This is a genomic window from Nostoc sp. 'Lobaria pulmonaria (5183) cyanobiont', assembly GCF_002949795.1.
GTDB lineage: Bacteria > Cyanobacteriota > Cyanobacteriia > Cyanobacteriales > Nostocaceae > Nostoc.
In genome coordinates this window covers 6,375,283-6,394,311 of sequence record NZ_CP026692.1, presented here as the reverse complement: position 1 = coordinate 6,394,311, position 19,029 = coordinate 6,375,283, and the positions used below count along the sequence as shown (strand labels likewise).

Sequence of the window (19,029 nt, the reverse complement as noted above, 5' to 3'; positions counted from 1 at the left end):
TATTATTAGTGGGATAGGTTTATTAAATAATTTTTATACTTTAGATGCGTAAGTCCTGTAGATTTTCTTTGGCTTTCTTGAGAAGAATGCAATTTTGTTGCTGCTGAGTGCTATACCCAAAATGCCAACTACAAGGGTTCCCAAAACAGTTGTCGGTTCAGGAACCGCAGATGCTTTAATCTGATTCGTACTCGAATCGAGTAATTGACTATAGTCTGCTGTAATATTTTGGTAAAGATAAGAGGTCGCTCCCGGAGAGATGAAGATACGACCCGGAGCCTCAACATTGCTGAGAAAAACATCATCTATGCCACTACCAGTGCCAACATCAAAAGCCCCAAACAAATTGCCTGTAGTCGTGTCAAAGTTAAAATCGAAAAACTGATTGCTTGATACACCATTAACAACTTCGTTGTTAGTTCCAATCAACTCCTGTGATGGATTGAAAAAAGAAACATTGAGTGACTGCAAGGCTTTTGTAGCTCCCGCACCACTTTCGGAAATTATGGCTGGGGTAGTGGTTTCATCGTAGCTGAACGAGCCAGAAGCCGAATAACCAGCATCACCTTTCCAGTTAAATGTTAAGTCAGCAGCTTGAGCCAGATTAGTAGAAGCAATGATAGAAGTCGCACAGAGTACCAAACTAGGCGCTACCTGCGCTGCGGCTAGGCTGAAAAAGCTTTTCATGTATTAAATAACCTCCTATTAACAAATATACTGCAAGTGAGTGTAATCGCGTGCCACGGCGGCAACTCGTTCTGAATCACGGGTTTTCTAAGCATCTTCTGCTGCTTGCACTTTCATGAGAGCAGCAGAAGATGTTTTGGGGTGTTTTATCCCTTCCCTTTTAACATGCACCCTAATCTTCGCAAGCGTAATTTTGGCTTGGCAGACTACTAGTTACAACTGAGTAAACCGGAACTAAATTGCTACTAACACAATATTTGCTTTTTAATTTTTATAAAATCTGCCTGAAGATAGATGATTTGATGCGGTACAAATTCAACCTTAATCCTTTCTAGATTTATTTTCTGGTAACGTAAGGTAGTTTGGATATTTTCATGCCCCATCAACGCCCGCAACTCCTCTTAAACGCCTTTACCTGCCAATAGCGACGATCGCCAGACAGTTCAGTTGAACCTTTCTAATTTTTGCGAACTGAAACATTGAGAACCGCTATATATTCAATAGCACTACAAAATTGTACTTAACAGTACCTTTTTTTGTGTTGGATATTTTTAATATTCATAAGAGTAACTTATTTAATATTAGCTATTTTGGCAATTTATACTTATAGTAGTATTTCTGCTTACTTAAAATTAAATATCAGCATTGCTATGTGTTATGTCCAACCTCAGATATGAACAATTATCCGAAATGCTGTTAATTTAGTTAGTAGTTTGATTGAAATGTACTTAAATTAAGGGAGAAATTCCCTAAAATCAATATATTTATATTTATTCAGTAGATTTTGTTATCCCTATTCCTGAGTGAACTCGATTAGTTATGCTCCTAGATTTAGAAAGATTTTATCAGGCTTGCAATCCGAGCAGACCTCTAATTATAGGAAACGCTAGCGATCGCAGGTACTATATTGATTTTGCTGCGGTGCGGGGTGGCAAAATTATCGAAGCTTTGCAGCGCACGATCGCTAGAATATCGCCAGATATCCCAACCTGTCAACTATTTACAGGACATCTCGGCTGTGGAAAATCAACAGAGTTGTTGCGCCTGAAAGCTGAGTTAGAAGCGCAGCAATTTCATGTAGTTTACTTTGAGTCTACCCATGTCTTAGAAATGGCCGATGTGGATGTGACTGATATTTTGTTAGCGATCGCTGGACAGGTGAGTGAAAGCCTAGAAGCGATGAAAATGAAGTTCAAGCCTAGCTACTTTACCAAGTTGTTTGGCGAACTTGTTGATTTCTTACAAACGCCACTTGACCTTGGGGTAGAAGCAGAATTGTCTGTGGGGATTGCCAAAATTACCGCGAAAACTAAAGAAAGTCCCCAATTACGGCGGCGGTTAAGAGATTATCTCGAACCGCGAACCGCAAATATTTTACAGTCAATTAATCAAGAATTACTAGAACGTGCCAACAAAGAACTGAAAACCAGGGGTAAAAAAGGACTGGTGGTGATTGTTGATAACTTAGATCGAGTCGCAATTCGACCTTTACCATCGGGGCGATCGCTGCCAGAATATTTATTTATTCAGCGTGGCGAACAATTACGCAAACTGAATTGTCATGTAGTCTACACTATTCCCCTAGCCTTGACTTTCTCCAACGATAGCGCCGAACTTCAGCATCGTTTGGGGGGTGGAGTCGCACCAAAAGTTTTACCGATGATACCTGTACGTTTGCGCTCTGGTGAGATTTTTCTGCAAGGGCTAGCAATGATGCGGCAAATGGTGCTAGCTAGAGCTTTTCCAGACATTTTACCTAGCGATCGGTTAGGCTTAATTACAGAGGTGTTTGATAATCTGGAAACCTTAGATCGATTGTGCTTGATTAGTGGTGGTCATGTACGCGACTTACTAGGGTTGCTATTTGACTGTCTGCGAGAACAAGATCCACCCTTTGATCGGGAGTGTGTTGAACTAGTGATTCAAAGACAGCGGGATTACCGAACTAACGCTATCGATCCTCATGAGTGGGAACTAATCTTTCAGGTAGTGCAACAGCAACGAGTTAGAGGTGATATAGAATACCACACCCTTTTGCGAAGTCTATTTGTATTTGAATACCGCGATCATCAAGGAGCTTGGTTTGCCGTCAACCCAGTTTTAGCAGAGACGGAAAAATTTAAATCATGGTTGAACGACACGCACAAGTAGATATAACAGCAGCTAATGAGCGTGCTTTACGGAGTTTGGGGAGAGCAATTGCCCTTTCTAGCGGTCAATTTTCCCTGGTTTTGGTGTGCTGCAATTATCAAGTTTTGCAAGAACTTATGCTGCAACGACTCGAAGAACTCTCTTCAGGAGTACACCACATTCAAAAGGTAGTTCTGCCGCATAATGCCAGAAGTCTTTACACAAGTATTCATTTACAACTGCTAACCGAAGCTAATCCGCCATCGGCGTTGATGATTTTGGGTTTAGAGTCAGTTGATGGACTCGACGATTTACTCAGGTCTATCAATCATATTCGGGATGAATTTCGCAAACGTCACCCATTTCCAATGATTTTATGGGTGAACCAAGAAATATTGCAAAAGGTAGTCCGTTTAGCACCAGATTTTGCTAGTTGGGCAGCGACACCGATTCGGTTTGAAATGACAACTCAATCACTGCTGCAATTTCTGCAACAGGAAACTGACTCTTTATTTGCTACAGTGTTAGCAAACGATGCTGCACAACACCAACCTCCTCAAGTTGCAAAGCATTATTCCACTGTCGAGCAAGTCTGGGAACATAGTTATGAACTCCACTTTGCGATTAAAGAGTTGCACAATCGTGGTATTACCTTAGAGCCAGAATTACACGCTAGTTTAGAATTTGTTTTTGGTCTAGATAATTATATTAGCGATCGCATCAATACAGGTTTAGTCCATTTTCAGCAAAGCTTGCAAGTTTGGCAAAAGTTGGCAGAGAGAGAAGAAGCAGGGGAGCAGGAGAGTAGGGGAGCAGGGGGAGATGAGGGGGTATTTTCTTCGTCTACGCCTCCTAATCGCCCATCTCCCCTACTGCTGCGACAGGGCATTTTGCTGTTTTATATTGGGCTGTGTTATTGCCGTTTTGCAGAGCAAAATCAAATAGAAAACCGCCGCCATTGGTACACTGCTAAATCTTATTTTCAGCAGTGCTTGAATATTTTGCAGGTGGCTGGGCGTTTGGATATAGTTGCTGGATTTATTAATCAACTCGCTGAGGTTTTGCAATATCTGCAAGAGTGGGAAGAATTGCAGACAGTTGCTCAAAAGTCTCTGGAGTTACATCAAACTTATGGTACTCAAATCCAACTAGCTTGTGACTACGGTTTTCTGGCGCAAGTAGCTGTGCAGCAGTCGCGGTGGGTACAGGCAAGTATCTTAGCACACGTATCACTGCTGAAATTAGGTGAGGCGCAAAAACAGAATGACCCTTATAACTGCTTATTTCCATTACTATTGGCGCAAATTTACTATTTAGTGTTGGCGAAAGCACAGCGAAATTTAGGTGAGCTAGAAGTCGCTCGTGAATACTTAGATAAGGCAACAAAAGAACTACCAGCAGCCTTAGAAAGCAGTGCCCATCAATACGATGCCCATCGTTATATTCGCTTATTGCGGAGACTGCGATCGCTCTACTTTGAAGAAGGGCGATATTTAGAAGCCTATTACATTCGGCAGAAACGGCGTTCTGTTGAGCAGCAGTATGGTTTTCGGGCTTTTATTGGTGCAGGGCGTTTGCAACCCCAAAGACAGGCGACAAATCCAGCACTGATGTCACCTTCTGGAAGTAGTAGCGTTGCTCTAGAAATTGCAGCTTCTGGTCGAGAGCGTGATATTAATAACTTAATTGGCAGAATTAGCCGCGCCGATCAAAAGCTGACGGTGATTCACGGTCAATCAGGGGTGGGTAAGAGTTCTACCGTCACGGCGGGTTTAGTTCCAGCACTGCAAAATCGAGCCATTGGCGATCAAATAGCCGTGCCTGTGGTACTGCAAGTTTATACTGATTGGGCACGAGAATTAGGGAAATCTTTAAGTGAGGCGATGTTTAATGATGCATCCCTGGCGATTTACGCTGATATTAAACCAGAAGCAGCCATTGAACCGGAAGCTTTGCCTTACCCTGGCACACCGTTCACCATCGGTAGAATTTTACAACAACTCCAAGAAAATGCCGATCGCCATTTGATCACAGTTTTAATTTTTGACCAGTTTGAAGAATTTTTCTTTGGTTATAGCGATCGCAATCAAAAACAAGAGTTTGATAAATTTATTAGCGATTGTCTGAATATACCCTTTGTGAAAGTTATCCTTTCCTTGCGAGAAGATTATTTACATCGGTTATTAGACTTTAAACATCTCTCGGCACTGGAAGCGATTAATAATAATATTCTCGATAAGCATATCCGCTATCAGTTAAATAATTTTTCGCCAGAATATGCTAAAGCAATTATCCGAAAATTGACGGAGCGATCGCAGTTTAATTTAGAACCCGCTTTAATTGATGCCTTAATCGAAGATTTATCAACAGAATTTGGAGAAGTCCGCCCCATTGAATTACAAGTTGTAGGAGCGCAAATTCAAGATGAACGCATTACTACACTAGAAGAATATCAGCCATATAGACCCAACAAACTTATCGAACGATATATTAAGGAACTGATTAAAGACTGTGGACCAGAAAATGAACGAGCCGCTTTACTCGTCTTATACTTATTAACAGATGAAAGCAACAACCGACCTTTTAAAACTCGTGCTGAGTTAGCGGCGCAGCTAGCAGAGTTAGAAGATGCTGACAAATTAGATTTAGTATTAGAAATTTTAGTACGTTCCGGTTTAGTAGTTCTCTTTCCTGATGTACCAGAACGCTATCAACTGATTCACGATTATTTAGTAGACTTGATTCGCTATCTACAACAACAAGAATCGAGCTTACAGGTACAACTAAATCAGTTACGCTATAAAGTAGAACAAAGTAAAGCTGAGATTGAGCGACTGAAGAGCGAACTTAGTCAAAATAACCAGCGTTCTAAATTGGTAACATCTCATCCCCAACAGGGATTAGACTTATTAACAGAATTGCGAGAATTACACAAGCGGGAAGAATTAAGTCAGTTAGAAATTGAGCAATTACGAGCTGAACTTAAAGAAAAAGAGTTAACAGCTAAACTTGCAGAAAGTCAAAAGAAACAAAGACTTAGTGAAGCTCAATTAAATCGTTCGCTGAAAATTGCCCTAACCGCTTCTGTTCTCGCCATCTTCGGATTAAGTGTTTCCATAGTCACAGCAGTAGATAGCGAAATTAAAACCCTCAGTGCATCCAGTGAAGCCCTCTTTGCCTCGCAAAAAGGTATTGATGCCTTAAAAGAAGCTTTAAAGGCAGGGAGAAAATTACAACAAACAGTCTGGGTAGATTCCAATACAAGAGAGCAAGTACAGACGGCGCTTTATCAAGCAGTTTCCGGGGTAAGAGAATATAACCGCTTGGATGGGCATATATCTGGCGTCAATAGTGCTACATTCAGCCTCGATCGCTCTTTAATTGCCTCAGCCAGTGCGGATACTACAATCAAACTCTGGCGTCCTGATGGTAGCTTGGTCAAAACCTTGTCGGGGCATGAAGATGTAGTTAATAGCGTCAGTTTCAGCCCAGATAGTCAAATCATTGCTTCCGCTAGTCAAGACAAGACGATAAAACTTTGGAGTCGAGAAGGTCAATTGCTTGCTACTTTATTAGGACATCGGGGTGTGGTGAATAGTGTTAGTTTCAGCCCAGATGGTCAGATTATTGCTTCGGCGAGTACAGACAAAACAGTGAAACTGTGGAGTCGGGATGGTAAGCTGCTCAAAACTTTGCAGGGACATGATGGTGCAGTCTTGAGTGTTGCTTGGTCAACCGATGGTCAAACCTTAGCTTCCGGGAGTGCTGACAAGACAGTGAAACTGTGGAATCGAGATGGTAAGCCGCTCAAAACCTTACAGGGACATGATGATGCAGTCAAAAGTCTAGCTTGGTCGCCCGATGGTCAAACAATTGCATCTGCTAGTTTAGACCAGACAATCAAGCTGTGGAATCTGGAGGGAAAGCTACTGCGAACCTTATCAGGTCATAGTGCTGGAGTTACCAGTGTCAGTTTTAGCCGCGATGGTAATACGATCGCTTCCGCAAGTACTGATGAGACAATCAAACTCTGGAGTTCTGAAGGTGTGTTGCTGGGAACCCTGAAGGGACATAATAATTGGGTTAACAGTGTCAGTTTCAGTCCAGACGGTCGCACCCTGGTTTCCGCCAGTCGGGACAAAACTATTAAACTTTGGCATTGGGACGATGTACTATTGCGAAAGCCGAAAGCCGATAATGATGACTGGATAACTAGCATCAGTTTTAGCCCAGGCGATCGCACCTTAGCAGCAGCAAGCCGAGACAAAACTGTAAAACTTTTCAGTCGTGATGGCAAGCTACTCCGTATATTGACGGGGCATCAGGGTCAAGTTTGGGGTGTAGCTTGGTCGCCCGATGGTCAAGTAATTGCCTCCGCTAGTAAAGATAAAACAGTAAAACTTTGGAGTAGCAACGGTCAACTGCTCAACACCTTACAGGGTCATAATGATGCCATCTTGAGTGTAGCTTGGTCGCCTGATGGTCAATTAATTGCCTCCGCTAGTAAAGATAAAACAGTGAAACTTTGGAGCCGCAACGGTAAACTACTTAACACCTTGCAGGGACATCAAGAAGCGGTGAATTGGGTAAGCTTTAGCCCTGATGGCAAGTTGTTAGCCTCAGCCAGCGATGATAAAACCGTGAAAATTTGGAGTGTAGATGGTAAATTGCTATACACATTAAATGGTCACAGCCGCCGGGTAAATGGGGTTGCTTGGTCGCCTGATGGTCAAAGCATTGCCTCAGTGAGTATTGACAGCACGGTGAAGATTTGGAATCGAGACGGTAATTTGCTAAATACTCTCACAGGCGATGGCGATAGTTTTATCAGTGTCAGTTTTAGCCCCGATGGCAAGACTTTAGCAGCTAGCAGTGATGACAAAGTGAGAATTTGGAGGCGAGAAGGGACGTTGCTGATTGCTTTGAAAGGCGATAAAGATGAGTTAACCAGCGTCAGTTTCAGCCATGACGGCAAGACTCTAGCTGCTGGTAGTGGTAATGGCACAGTAATTTTCCGAGATTTAGCAGATATCCAACTGGAAAAATTACTGGCACGAGGTTGCAATTTGCTACATGATTATTTGCAGACTAATCAGAAGGTAATGAAAAGCGATCGCGCCTTGTGTTTTGGTAGGTGATGCACAAGAATTATGAGAGGCAATATCGAGCAATAATCACAGAAAATCCTAGCTGTAATGAGTCAATATCACAGTTTTAAAATAACTAACTATTGGACAGTAAACTACCCACCATCAACCCTTTTGTCGGAGCAGTGTTAAGATAAATAAGCCGATTAACTCGCGCCAAAGTTCAATGACTATTGCCAAACTGTCCGAACTAGGCATTACTCATCTTCCCGACCATACTGAGTTACCAGAGTCGGATGGAACTTTTGTGAAAAATTTTCAAGAACACCCGCAAAGTATACTCCTAACTGACTCCGTTCAAGGTATATTGCAGCAAATTCACTCGGATAAGCAGTATTGCATTGGTCAAGATTGTGGCATTTACTGGCGTTTGACCGAACCACCTGAACGCGGTGCCGAAGCACCCGATTGGTTTTACGTCCCGAATGTTGCACCTATGTTAAATGGTCAGTTTCGACGTTCCTATGTATTGTGGCAAGAATATGTCGCTCCCCTAATTGTACTGGAATTCGCTTCTGGGGATGGTTCAGAAGAAAGAGATAATACTCCAATTACTGGTAAATTCTGGGTATATGAGCAAGCAATCCGCGTACCTTTTTATGGCATTTACGAATTTAGCAAAGCTGCGATTGAGGTTTATCATTTAGTTGATGGTAGGTATCAGCACCTCACTGCTAACGAACGTGGACACTATGAGATTTCCTTAATGGGTGTCGAATTGGGTATTTGGGAAGGACAGTATGGAAATACTACAGCGCCTTGGTTGCGTTGGTGGGATGCACAGGGAAATTTATTACTAACTGGTGAGGAAAAATCGCAGTTATTAACACCTCAATTAGAACAAGAGCAAGAAAAATCCCAGTTATTAACATCCCAATTAGAACAAGAACAGCAAAAAGCCCAGCGTTTAGCAGAACGCTTGAGACAGCTTGGGATAAATCCTGATGAAGTTTAATATCTGATTGGGGATGGATTCAAGAGCGTTATAAGCAGTACTTAACTTTATGGATACAACGCCGCACAAATTACGGTATGGGTGCAGCATTTGGATGTTTACCTGCGTAGTAGACAACGACTTTCAAGACTTCTTCATCAGGAACGTAAAATACTCTGTCCCCTTTTGTCACCTCGTATTCCCATACGCCTTTGTAGAGTTTGCCCTTCAAAGGAAAAACACGACCAGGCTTTCTGGTTGTTGGCGCAGTACATAAATCCTTGTAACAACGACGAGTGCTTTCTGGATGACGCTCTATTAAGGCTTCCCAGTCCCGATTAACTCGGCGATTTTTAGCTACCACTAACCAAGTACTTTCTGTCTCAGCTAATGTCGGAGCCGTCAGCTTAACTTCTGGCGGCTCCACATTTTCTATTATTGGAATTTCTGGAGGATTTTATGACATCACTCAAATTCACACAACACTTTGAGCAGATGGCTTAGTTAATGGTATTTCATCAATCTCGGCACTAAAAGCTGCTACTAACTCAGGACTAGCGATCGCAATAGCACTCTCATGCCATTCATGGATAATCACATCAATCATATCCCATGCCTGACTAGAGAAATCAATTAACCGAAAAGCTTCACTCAGATCCTTGATAAAGTCTTGCAGATCATCAGAGTCAAATACACTCAGCCATCCATAAGGATGTTCAAAGCCGATTTCTTGGCCAAGTAATAACGAAAAAGCAACGGTTAATACTTCAAAAACAGCTTTACTCTGTGTTGCAGCTTGAACAAGAAAAGTTACTTCCTCACGGCGCAACAAAGCAAAAGACTGATCGTTGCGAGTAATTGTAATTGGACGTTCTAAAGCTTTGTCTAGAACTCGTCCAGGCTGACGATTCAACTCAGTGGCTGTAACTAGCTCATCTGAGTAGATATTGCCAAAATTCCCGATAGACATAGAATATGCGTTTTCAGGAAACGCCGATTTAATCAAATCAATATATACGTATTATTATACGTACTATTTCTCTAAATTTTTTGGCTCATTTTTGATCGTTGCAACGATAAGCCACAATTGAGCAGATGCAGCGTGCGATCGCACCCAAAAAAATCATTACATAATTAAATATGCGACATTGGTGTATGTATTAATACGGCGCAACAACACAGAAAGAGCGACCGACTCAAGGTAACAAAGGCACTCTAAGAGCGATCGCTATTATGACAGCATAAGTATGTTCTGTATAGGAAAATACTTGCTATGAACCTTAAAATAGATTTTTTTATTTTAACTAAAAATCTAAGTAAACATACTAATACACTGTGACAGAAATTTGCTTACCTTTAACAAGGGACTTGAGTAGGGACAATTCATGAATTGCTCCTACTTGTCTGCTTGCTTAATTGAGATGGTAACTAGATTTGCGCCGCACTCTATTCGGCTGTGATTTGTTTATTTTTCTCAGCTTAATTTCGGTCTAATCATGATCAAAAACACTATTCTAGATGCTCTAGTAACTGATATTCGGTGTGAAGAAATTTGTCAGATTTTGGGAGAGACTTACAACCAAGAACGCTGGAACGATTGGCGCTGGCAAATGCGGCATCGGTTGACTAAGCTGGAACACTTTCAGAAGTTATTAAGGCTTAGTGCTACCGAAGAACAGGGACTTTTAATCGCACCAGAGAAGTTTGCTGTAGCGGTAACTCCATATTTTGCATCACTACTCGATCCAGAAGATCCGCTTTGTCCACTACGGTTACAGGTGATACCACGGCAAGAAGAATTAATAGTTAGTCCAGCAGATATGGTAGATCCATGCGGTGAAGATAACGACACTCCAGTGCCAGGACTTGTACACCGCTACCCTGACCGAGTATTGCTGCTTGCCCTAGACAGCTGCGCCGCTTATTGTCGTTATTGCACCCGCTCTCGTTTGGTGAGCCAAGGTGAGATGTACCCAGTAACGCGGCGGTTGGATGCGATCGCTGCTTACCTGGAGGAACACACCGAGATCCGTGATGTGCTAATTTCTGGTGGCGATCCTCTATTGATGGCTGATGAACCTTTAGACAATTTGCTTGGGCGGCTGCGTGCCATTAAGCATATTGAATTTATCCGAATTGGTTCCCGCGTGCCAAGTTTTTTACCGCAGCGAATTACACCGCAATTGGTTGCCTTACTTCGTAAACATCGTGTGTGGCTATCTTTGCACTTTTGTCATCTGCGAGAACTTACCCCAGAAGTTGCACAAGCTTGCGATCGCCTCGCTGATGGCGGCATTCCTCTAGGCAGTCAAACCGTGCTGTTAAAAGGTGTGAATGATTCTGAAAAAGCCCTGAAGAATCTGTTTCACGGTCTTCTTAAGCTGCGTGTGCGACCTTATTATCTTTATCAATGCGACCCAGTTGTTGGTACTGCACATCTGCGAACGAGTGTGCAAACTGGGCTTGATTTAATTTCTAAATTACGTGGTCATACTACTGGCTACGCTGTACCAACTTATGTAATTGATGCCCCTGGTGGTGGTGGCAAAGTCCCAATTCAAGCCGAGACTCTAGTTGCTTATGAGAATGGTACAGCTACATTGCAAAATTGGGCAGGTAAGACGTACACCTATGTAGATCCAGTGGAGCAGGGCTAATATCGTGTCCGGCTAAAAACTTATCATTATAGACCGCAGTTCTTGCTGGGGAAAGAGGCTTTTGGGATTTTTGCACAGATGCGGTAATCATAAGTGATTAACCGGACTTGATATAGCGGTTCTCGTTTCCGTGAGGTACACCCGTAGGGGCACGGCACTGCCGTGCCCCTACACCTCGCAATATAATGTTGTACTGCATCTGAATGGGAACCGCTATATAACACTATATATTTGTACACGAGTTGATCGCCATCATCTAAAAGAGTCGATTGGAATGTTTCTATTGAGTTCTTGGCAAACCAAAAAGCTAAGTAATAGCAGGAGATTAGTTGGAATGTTGATTGTTGGTAATACAAACCTAAAAGGTCGAGGTGTCTTCGCACAGAAGCGCTTTTTGAAAGGAGAGATCATTGAGAGAGTGCCAGTTGTTGTTATACCCGCAGAACAGGTTGAATTCCTAGATAAAACACTTTTGGGCAACTATTACTACGATTGGGAAGATAAAGCTGCGGCGATCGCTCTAGGTTTATCTTCCTTGATCAACCATTCTTACCATCCCAATAGTTATTATGTGAAAAAATTCGCCGACCGAGAGTTGGATCTGATTGCCTACCGAGATATAGAAGCGGCAGAAGAAATTACTGCCAACTACAACGGTTCTCCTGATGATAAATCTCCTATATGGTTTGAGGTAGTTGATGAGATATTTTCAATTAATTAAGGATTTAGTAATTGAAATTCCTTAATTACACCAGTTTTCAAGTATTTGAACCACACCTGTTGTAAAGGCGCAAGGCCTTGCGCCCCTACCACGTGGTCTATTTAACTGAAAAGAGCTGTAAGACACCTAATTTGTACATTAAAGCTAACAGAGAAAGCTTTCTCACTGGGAATTATCGGGCTATGGGGTTATTTATTGGTCTGTGTTTTGACCTGAAGGCGGACTATCTTAAGGCTGGTTTCAGTGCCTCGGAGGTGATGGAGTTCGACGATCAAGAAACTATCATCGAGCTGGAAACTGCACTATTGCAGTTAGGTTATCAGGTTGAACGTGTCGGTAATGGTAGAGAACTTGCTCGGCGTTTGGCAAAAGGCGATCGCTGGGATCTGGTTTTCAATATTGCTGAGGGTTTAAAGGGTCGCTCTCGTGAAGCTCAAGTCCCGGCAATCTGCGAATTATTCGCTCAACCTTACACCTTTTCCGATCCGCTTACCTGCGCCCTGACGTTAGATAAAGCGCTGGCTAAGAGAGTAGTACGCGATCGCGGTTTGCCGACAGCCCCTTTTGAGGTCGTGAATACTACCGCAGAAGCAGCAGCTGTGTCGTTGCCAATGCCACTTTTTCTTAAGCCGATGGCGGAGGGCAGTTCTAAAGGGGTAACTGGACGTTCTCTTGTCAAAGAACATCAGGAGCTAGTAAATGCTTATCAAGTGTTACACGAACTTTTTCAGCAACCAATACTTGTGGAAACCTTTCTTCCTGGTAGAGAAGTAACAGTAGCCATTATTGGCAACGGTAGCAACTCACGGGTAGTAGGTGTGATGGAAGTAATTTTTACAGGGCAAGTGGAAGCTTTCGCCTATACCACCCTCAACAAGGATGAGTATTTGGAACGAGTATCTTATCGTTTACTCATAGATCCTGAACCACTGGCAGCACAGGCAAGACAACTGGCGCTGGATGCTTACCATACTCTTGGTTGCCGTGATGCTGCCCGCGTGGATCTGCGCTGCGATCCTAACGGTGTATTGCAGTTTATGGAGGTTAACCCATTGCCAGGATTACATCATATCCGCTCAGACTTGCCAATTATCGGACGTTTGGGTGGTGTGACATACACAGAAATCATTGCTCAAATAGTCGAGTCTGCATGGCAAAGATATAAAAGCTGAACAAGAGGCAGGGGGGCAAACTGACAGGTAAAACTAGGTGCAACAAATCTACAACTGTCAGCTAATTCCCCCGCCCCTCTGCCCTTATTTTATGCAATATGAAGTTGCTCAAACTAAACTACAGAGGGATGTTAGGTGATACGCTCATCTTATAGTGTGTTAAATACTGTTACCTAACTGTGGAGAATATACTCATGAATTTATTATTTATGCAAACAGCAGCATCAGCTATAGATGCTGCCCCTCATTTTCCTGTTGCTTTTACCTTGGTGTATGTCGTTGGTTTTATTGCCGCCGTCACCATTGGGTCAATAGCTTGGTACAACTCGAAACGCCCCGCAGGTTGGGAAAGCAAAGAACGTCCTGATTTTGTGCCTAAAGTTGATAAAGAAGAAACTCCGGGTCTGGGTGAACCTAAGTAATAAGCAGTGATCAGTGCTGAGTTTAATAATCAAACTTACAGCAGTTTTCATTTATTTTGAACCAAATTTTACATTATCCAGAACCCTTGTAGAGACGTAGCACCGCTACATCTCTACATTTGTCTATTAACTCTGCAAAGAGGTTACATTCATATCGTCGTTCAATCTGCGAATCAGACGGGATAACTCACGAATAATATTCACTGCAATTTCGGGAGTTTCTTCGATCGCATCATACAGTTGCTCTTGCGTCAGTTCTAAAAATTCACAAGGTTCTAGAGTCGTGGCAGTGGCAGATCGAGGTTGAGTATCGAATACTGCCATCTCCCCAAAGTATTTTCCCTGTTCCACCTCTGCCAACTGTTTATTCCCAATGTGAACTTTAACTCGACCGGACACGACAATATAGAGCGATCGCCCTTCTTCTCCCTGTCGAAAGATAGTGTAATTAGCTGGGAATGACAATTCGTTCATCACTGAAGTGAGCCGCACAATAAAATCATCCCGCAATTCCTTAAAAATCGGGACTCGCCGGACAAATAATAAACGGTCAACACTGGTTAGCATAATTACAAGTTAAAAATTCAACATTACTGAACATCTCACAACTGAAGTCAGAGGGCGATTAGTCATATTAACCGATGTTAAATGCTAGCCGTCAAGGATATCCCAGGCTTTACTATCTGACAAGGGTTCTCTTCAATAAGAGCGATGCCTACGGCGGTAAACTACGCATAGAAGTTTCTCAAACAATAGCTCAGTATTCAATACTACTCGTTTTGGGCATTTTGAACTCAGAATTTGGTTTAGGGAAAAGGTTAAAGGTTTTTTCTTTCCTTTTCTTCTGTTCAGTGTCAATGGGTAGAAAGCTCAAAACATATAGTAAAAGCGTCAATCACTTTTATTTATCCTTTTGAAAAACAAGAGTATTTGCTCTTATTTGGCTGAAAGCCATAATATTGACTCCATGAGCTCCCAAGGTACCTTGCTGAGAAAAAAATCACCAATTTGATTAAAGGCGATCGCCTCTAAAAATTGGGGAATTGGCTGATTAATAACGAATATCGATCGGTTGTCGTTAGGAAAACAATCACAAAATCTCCTAATCTGCCTTCACATTGAGAAGCAGAGAGGACTAAGACAAACAGCATTGAATATACTGTGAGCAACAATTATGACTTGGCTAATTAGTACATTTTTTATTGGAATCTCTGTCGCTTTTGCAACTACCTTTGACGACAACTTATATTTGACGGCTTTTTTCGGGAAAGTCAATCGTAGCTTTCGTCCTAAGCATATTGTTCTCGGTGAATTTCTGGGATTTACTACCTTAGTATGTGCTAGTCTCCCTGGTTTCTTCGGCGGTCTGATTATTCCTAGCACCTGGATTGGTTTGCTGGGTTTGCTTCCCATTGCCATTGGTATCAGTAATTTCATTAGTCGAGAAGAGGAAGAGACAGTGCAAGCGGTGTCAGTTGACTTAACCTCTCCTGTAAAATCTGGACGCCAGAAGAAATCACTATTCGCAACTATCCGCGATCCTCAAACTTACCGTGTTTCCGCTGTCACCATTGCCAATGGAGGAAACAATATTGGAATTTATGTACCGTTGTTTGCCAGTAGTAATCTTCCAAGTTTGAGCGTAATTGTCTGTGTTTGCTATCTCAGTATTGGGGCGTGGTGCTTACTCTCTTACAATCTGACTCGTAATCCTCTGATGACTCCTGTTTTAACTCGCTACGGTCGAAAAATCTTCCCCTTTGTCTTAATCTACTTGGGACTCTCTATCTTAATTAAAAGTGAAACATATCGACTTTTACCTAGTCTGGCAATGCTTGGGAATTAGGTATAACGCCGCAATTCTTGATGGGTGCTATGTCCCTGATGTCAGCAAAAAAAATCAGCGATGTTTCCCATCTAAAAAATTTTTAATCACTTGAATTTATCAATGTGAATAACAATAATATTTGCTCTTATCAATCAAATTATCTAAAGTGACAATAAAGCACATTATCGATGGCTCTTATAAAAGCAAGCCCACCAATAGGAATCAAATTATGAAGAAACTAATGAATCAATCAAACTCTAAAAAATTAACTCAGTGGCTCGTAACAGCAGTCTTTCTGGTAGTTGTCGCGGGATTTACTCTGCTTATCCAGCCCAGCGCTAAAGCGCAAACACTAACACCATCCATATCTATGGAATCTGAACTAGCTCCAGTTGAATTGCCAATGGAGCCTGTGACAGCACCAGTAATATCTCCGATTGTATCGCCAATAGTGTCTGTAGCAGAAAACGTTAGACATTTATTACAGACCAATGAATGTGTTGGTTGTAACCTGGCTGGGGCAATGTTAAAAGATGTAAACCTGCAAGCAGCAAACTTGGAAGGTGCTAACTTACAAAATGCAGACTTAGAAAGGGCTAACTTGCAGCAAACAAACTTACAAGGGGCTAACTTTCAAGGAGCAGATTTAGGCAAGGTAAACCTTTGGGGAGCAAACCTGGTGGGAGCAAACCTTTTTGATGCAGACCTAGAGAAAGCCAATCTCTTGGGAGCAAATTTGCAAACCGCTAACCTACAAAACGCAGATTTGGAAGATACAAATCTAACAAATGCAAACATCCAGGGAGCTAACCTGATGGGCGTTGATTTGGACGATGCAATCAGACCAGAAGGATTCGCTATTCAGTAACATCTTTTGTAGGGGCGCAAGGCCTTGCGCCCCTACCGCGTGGTCTATTTACCTGAAGATTCCTGTAAACTAAAGTTCTTTATGCAAAAATTTAATCAAAAATATCAAAAGCCTGTATTCATTGCTGAATCAGGCTTTAGTTTTTAGTATACTTTGCGGCTTTTAAGAAATCCTTTTTGGGACTTATACCAATTCAATTAATGATTGCAACACATCCTTGGGGTTGAATTAGCAAAATATTTTCAGTCATTTAATTCCATCAATTCTTTTGTTTTCAAATTAGCCGCTACAGGTTGAGAACATGCAATCTGAGGAGAGATAGAGCAAATCGCCTCTGTGGTTGTTTCAAAACAATTTGATAACCCAATTGTTTTTAACAATCCTGTACGTTCTAGTAGTTGTTGGACTTCGGGTTGTAAACCTGTGAGAATTAATCGGCAATTGTGCCGTTCCAAGTCGTGATAAATATCCTCTAAGGCTACTAACCCAGTTGTGTCCATATTTGGCACAAACCGCAACCGCAGAATTAAATATTTCACTTCCGGTTCATCCCGGAGGAAGGTAGCAAATCGTTCAGCAGCACCAAAAAATACAGGGCCATCTACCCGATAAACGGCAATTTCCTTACCTAATTCCAGAGGAGTACCAGGGGGAAATACTTCGGTTTCAGGTATTTTAACTAAACTTAAATCGCTCATCCGTTTAATGAACAAGGCTCCGGCTGCAATCAATCCCACTTCTACAGCGAGAACTAAGTCAAACAAGATTGTCACTAGCCAGGTGAGAATCATCACAGCAAAGTCTGAGTAGGTAGCACGCATCAATAAACCAATGGCTTCCCACTCAATCATCCGCAGGCTAACCACCATCAGAATGCCAGCAAGTGCTGCTAAAGGAATCTGTTCTGCTAGGGGTGCTAAAGTTAAAACAATAATTGCTAATGCAAGTCCGTGAATTACCCCAGATAGTCGAGTTTTGCCGCCAGAACGGACATTAACCGCAGTTCGAGCGATCGCACCTGTAGCGGGGATGCCACCAAAAAATGGCACAATCATATTAGCCAAACCTTGACCAATTAATTCGCGATCGCTATTATGTTTCTCGCTGACTGTCATCCCATCAGCCACTACCGCCGATAGCAACGATTCAATACTTCCCAGCGCAGCTAAAGCCAAAGCCGGGTTAATTAGTTCTCGAATCACACTAAAATCATTCCAGTGGGGAATACCTTGAGGCATCGGTAAAGATTGAGGAATCGTGCCAATTGTAGGTACATTTAGATGGAAGGAAGAAGCGATCGCTGTTGCTAACACCAGTCCCACTAAAGAACCTGGTATTGTAGTATTTATCCTCGGCCATAAAACATTGGTTGCGATCACCACAACTGCTAAGGCAACTGCTGCCCAATTAAGAGCTTCTACATGAGTTAGACTTTGCCAAAGTCCCGGCAAAAAATGTTCGCTACGCGGTAATTTTAAACCAAAGAAATTATTTAACTGACCACAAAAAATAATGACGGCAATACCATTAGTAAAACCTGCCGTTACCGGATAAGGAATAAACTTTACTAACTGTCCAAGTTTGGCAACCCCCAAGGCAATTTGGATAATTCCAGCCATCACCCCAGCAATCCAAACTTTCTCAAGGCCGTACTTGGCGACAATTCCCACCAAAACTACAGCCATTGCACCTGTTGGCCCTGTAATCTGTACTGACGAACCACCAAAAATTGCTGCGACAATTCCCGCCACAATCGCGGTGTAAAGTCCCGCCTTTGGTTCCACACCACTGGCCACCGCAAAGGCTAAAGCCAAAGGCAATGCTACCACTGCTGCTGTTAGTCCTCCCGTCAAATCGCCACGCAGTCCACCAAACAAGCTACCCAGACGCAAAAGCTGTGGTTCTTTGAGGATATTAGATGTTGCCATATCATCATTTTCAACTCTTATACAAAATTTGTTGAAGCACACACAAATGTTATTCCATCTTTTCGGTAGATTTCATCAGGGTTGTTGATAATTTCCCGATTGCGTATGGGTTTTGGTTCAAGTTCGCCTATTTGCTAATTAATAAAAGCGCAGGCTTGCTTGACATAATAGATATATTGTGTGTATGGAGGTATGGAGGTTGGCGATCGCTACAAAGTTATTTAGCAGGGCGACTGCTGGTAGGTTTGAGGACTCTGGCTTTTTTGTGCTTGCTAGAATCAACTCAAGTCATATAAATTCTTTGTTTTATCCAGAAATTGCTTGTATTAAACAGGACTTACGCAACTGGCACAAAGCACGGGCAGGTAGACAAGGGCAAACACATCTGGACATGACTTGTGCGGTGGTAGTGTGGGGGATTTGCGTTTCAAGGCATTGTGACAGATAGGCGATCGCTCTTTTAACAAACCGCAGAAGCGCAGAGAACACAGAGCAAGGAGAGGACGATCGCACTGTGGAGATTTATTACAGGCGA

The 19,029-nt window shown here is 42.4% G+C and carries 14 protein-coding genes; 9 read left to right on the top strand and 5 right to left on the bottom strand.

The features are described 5' to 3' along the window. Positions 1-33 precede the first annotated feature (33 nt). On the bottom strand, positions 34-687 hold the full coding sequence (locus tag NLP_RS28355; RefSeq protein ID WP_158680561.1) for a PEP-CTERM sorting domain-containing protein: 654 nt from the start codon (positions 685-687) through the stop codon (positions 34-36). 819 nt (positions 688-1,506) lie between these two features. Between NLP_RS28355 and NLP_RS28350 the strand changes: the two genes are divergently transcribed. The 3 genes from NLP_RS28350 (at position 1,507) to NLP_RS28340 (ending at position 8,919) form a co-directional block, all read left to right on the top strand. Continuing rightward, on the top strand, positions 1,507-2,838 hold the full coding sequence (locus NLP_RS28350) for a P-loop NTPase fold protein (RefSeq protein ID WP_104909230.1): 1,332 nt from the start codon (positions 1,507-1,509) through the stop codon (positions 2,836-2,838). Beyond that, entirely contained in the window at positions 2,814-7,955 is a 5,142-nt protein-coding gene (locus NLP_RS28345) for an nSTAND1 domain-containing NTPase (protein WP_104909229.1), read from the top strand. The genes NLP_RS28350 and NLP_RS28345 overlap by 25 nt, the downstream gene beginning before the upstream one ends. A gap of 175 nt (positions 7,956-8,130) precedes the next feature. Then, positions 8,131-8,919: a Uma2 family endonuclease gene (locus tag NLP_RS28340; RefSeq protein WP_104909228.1), complete on the top strand. Its 789-nt coding sequence runs from the start codon at positions 8,131-8,133 to the stop codon at positions 8,917-8,919. Positions 8,920-8,989: 70 nt separating this feature from the next. On the opposite strand, the gene NLP_RS28335 is transcribed toward NLP_RS28340, so the two are convergent. Together NLP_RS28335 and NLP_RS28330 are read right to left on the bottom strand one after the other, a co-directional pair. After that, complete coding sequence (locus NLP_RS28335) at positions 8,990-9,325, bottom strand: hypothetical protein (protein ID WP_234017103.1); 336 nt, start codon at positions 9,323-9,325, stop codon at positions 8,990-8,992. Between the two features lie 48 nt (positions 9,326-9,373). Then, positions 9,374-9,868 (bottom strand): hypothetical protein, encoded by a 495-nt coding sequence (locus NLP_RS28330; protein ID WP_104909227.1) that lies wholly within the window; start codon positions 9,866-9,868, stop codon positions 9,374-9,376. Between the two features lie 526 nt (positions 9,869-10,394). Here NLP_RS28330 and NLP_RS28325 point away from each other — a divergent pair. The 4 genes from NLP_RS28325 (at position 10,395) to psb35 (ending at position 13,870) form a co-directional block, all read left to right on the top strand. Continuing rightward, positions 10,395-11,555 (top strand): KamA family radical SAM protein, encoded by a 1,161-nt coding sequence (locus tag NLP_RS28325; protein ID WP_104909226.1) that lies wholly within the window; start codon positions 10,395-10,397, stop codon positions 11,553-11,555. Between the two features lie 334 nt (positions 11,556-11,889). Further along, a complete protein-coding gene (locus NLP_RS28320; protein WP_104909225.1) occupies positions 11,890-12,276 on the top strand; it encodes an SET domain-containing protein in 387 nt (128 codons plus the stop codon). A 182-nt stretch (positions 12,277-12,458) separates the two neighbouring features. Then, positions 12,459-13,448, top strand: coding sequence for a D-alanine--D-alanine ligase family protein (locus NLP_RS28315; protein ID WP_104909224.1), 990 nt, complete (start codon positions 12,459-12,461; stop codon positions 13,446-13,448). 194 nt (positions 13,449-13,642) lie between these two features. Further along, on the top strand, positions 13,643-13,870 hold the full coding sequence (psb35, locus tag NLP_RS28310) for a photosystem II assembly protein Psb35 (RefSeq protein ID WP_104909223.1): 228 nt from the start codon (positions 13,643-13,645) through the stop codon (positions 13,868-13,870). A 126-nt stretch (positions 13,871-13,996) separates the two neighbouring features. Here psb35 and NLP_RS28305 read toward each other — a convergent pair whose 3' ends face one another. Next, positions 13,997-14,437 carry a Crp/Fnr family transcriptional regulator gene (locus tag NLP_RS28305; protein ID WP_104909222.1) on the bottom strand — a complete coding sequence of 147 codons (441 nt, stop codon included), beginning with the start codon at positions 14,435-14,437 and terminating at the stop codon, positions 13,997-13,999. Between the two features lie 607 nt (positions 14,438-15,044). Here NLP_RS28305 and NLP_RS28300 point away from each other — a divergent pair. Then, on the top strand, positions 15,045-15,716 hold the full coding sequence (locus NLP_RS28300; protein WP_104909221.1) for a cadmium resistance transporter: 672 nt from the start codon (positions 15,045-15,047) through the stop codon (positions 15,714-15,716). 223 nt (positions 15,717-15,939) lie between these two features. Beyond that, complete coding sequence (locus NLP_RS28295) at positions 15,940-16,566, top strand: pentapeptide repeat-containing protein (protein WP_104909220.1); 627 nt, start codon at positions 15,940-15,942, stop codon at positions 16,564-16,566. A gap of 242 nt (positions 16,567-16,808) precedes the next feature. On the opposite strand, the gene NLP_RS28290 is transcribed toward NLP_RS28295, so the two are convergent. Beyond that, entirely contained in the window at positions 16,809-18,494 is a 1,686-nt protein-coding gene (locus NLP_RS28290) for a SulP family inorganic anion transporter (protein ID WP_104909219.1), read from the bottom strand. Between the last annotated feature and the right edge of the window lie 535 nt (positions 18,495-19,029).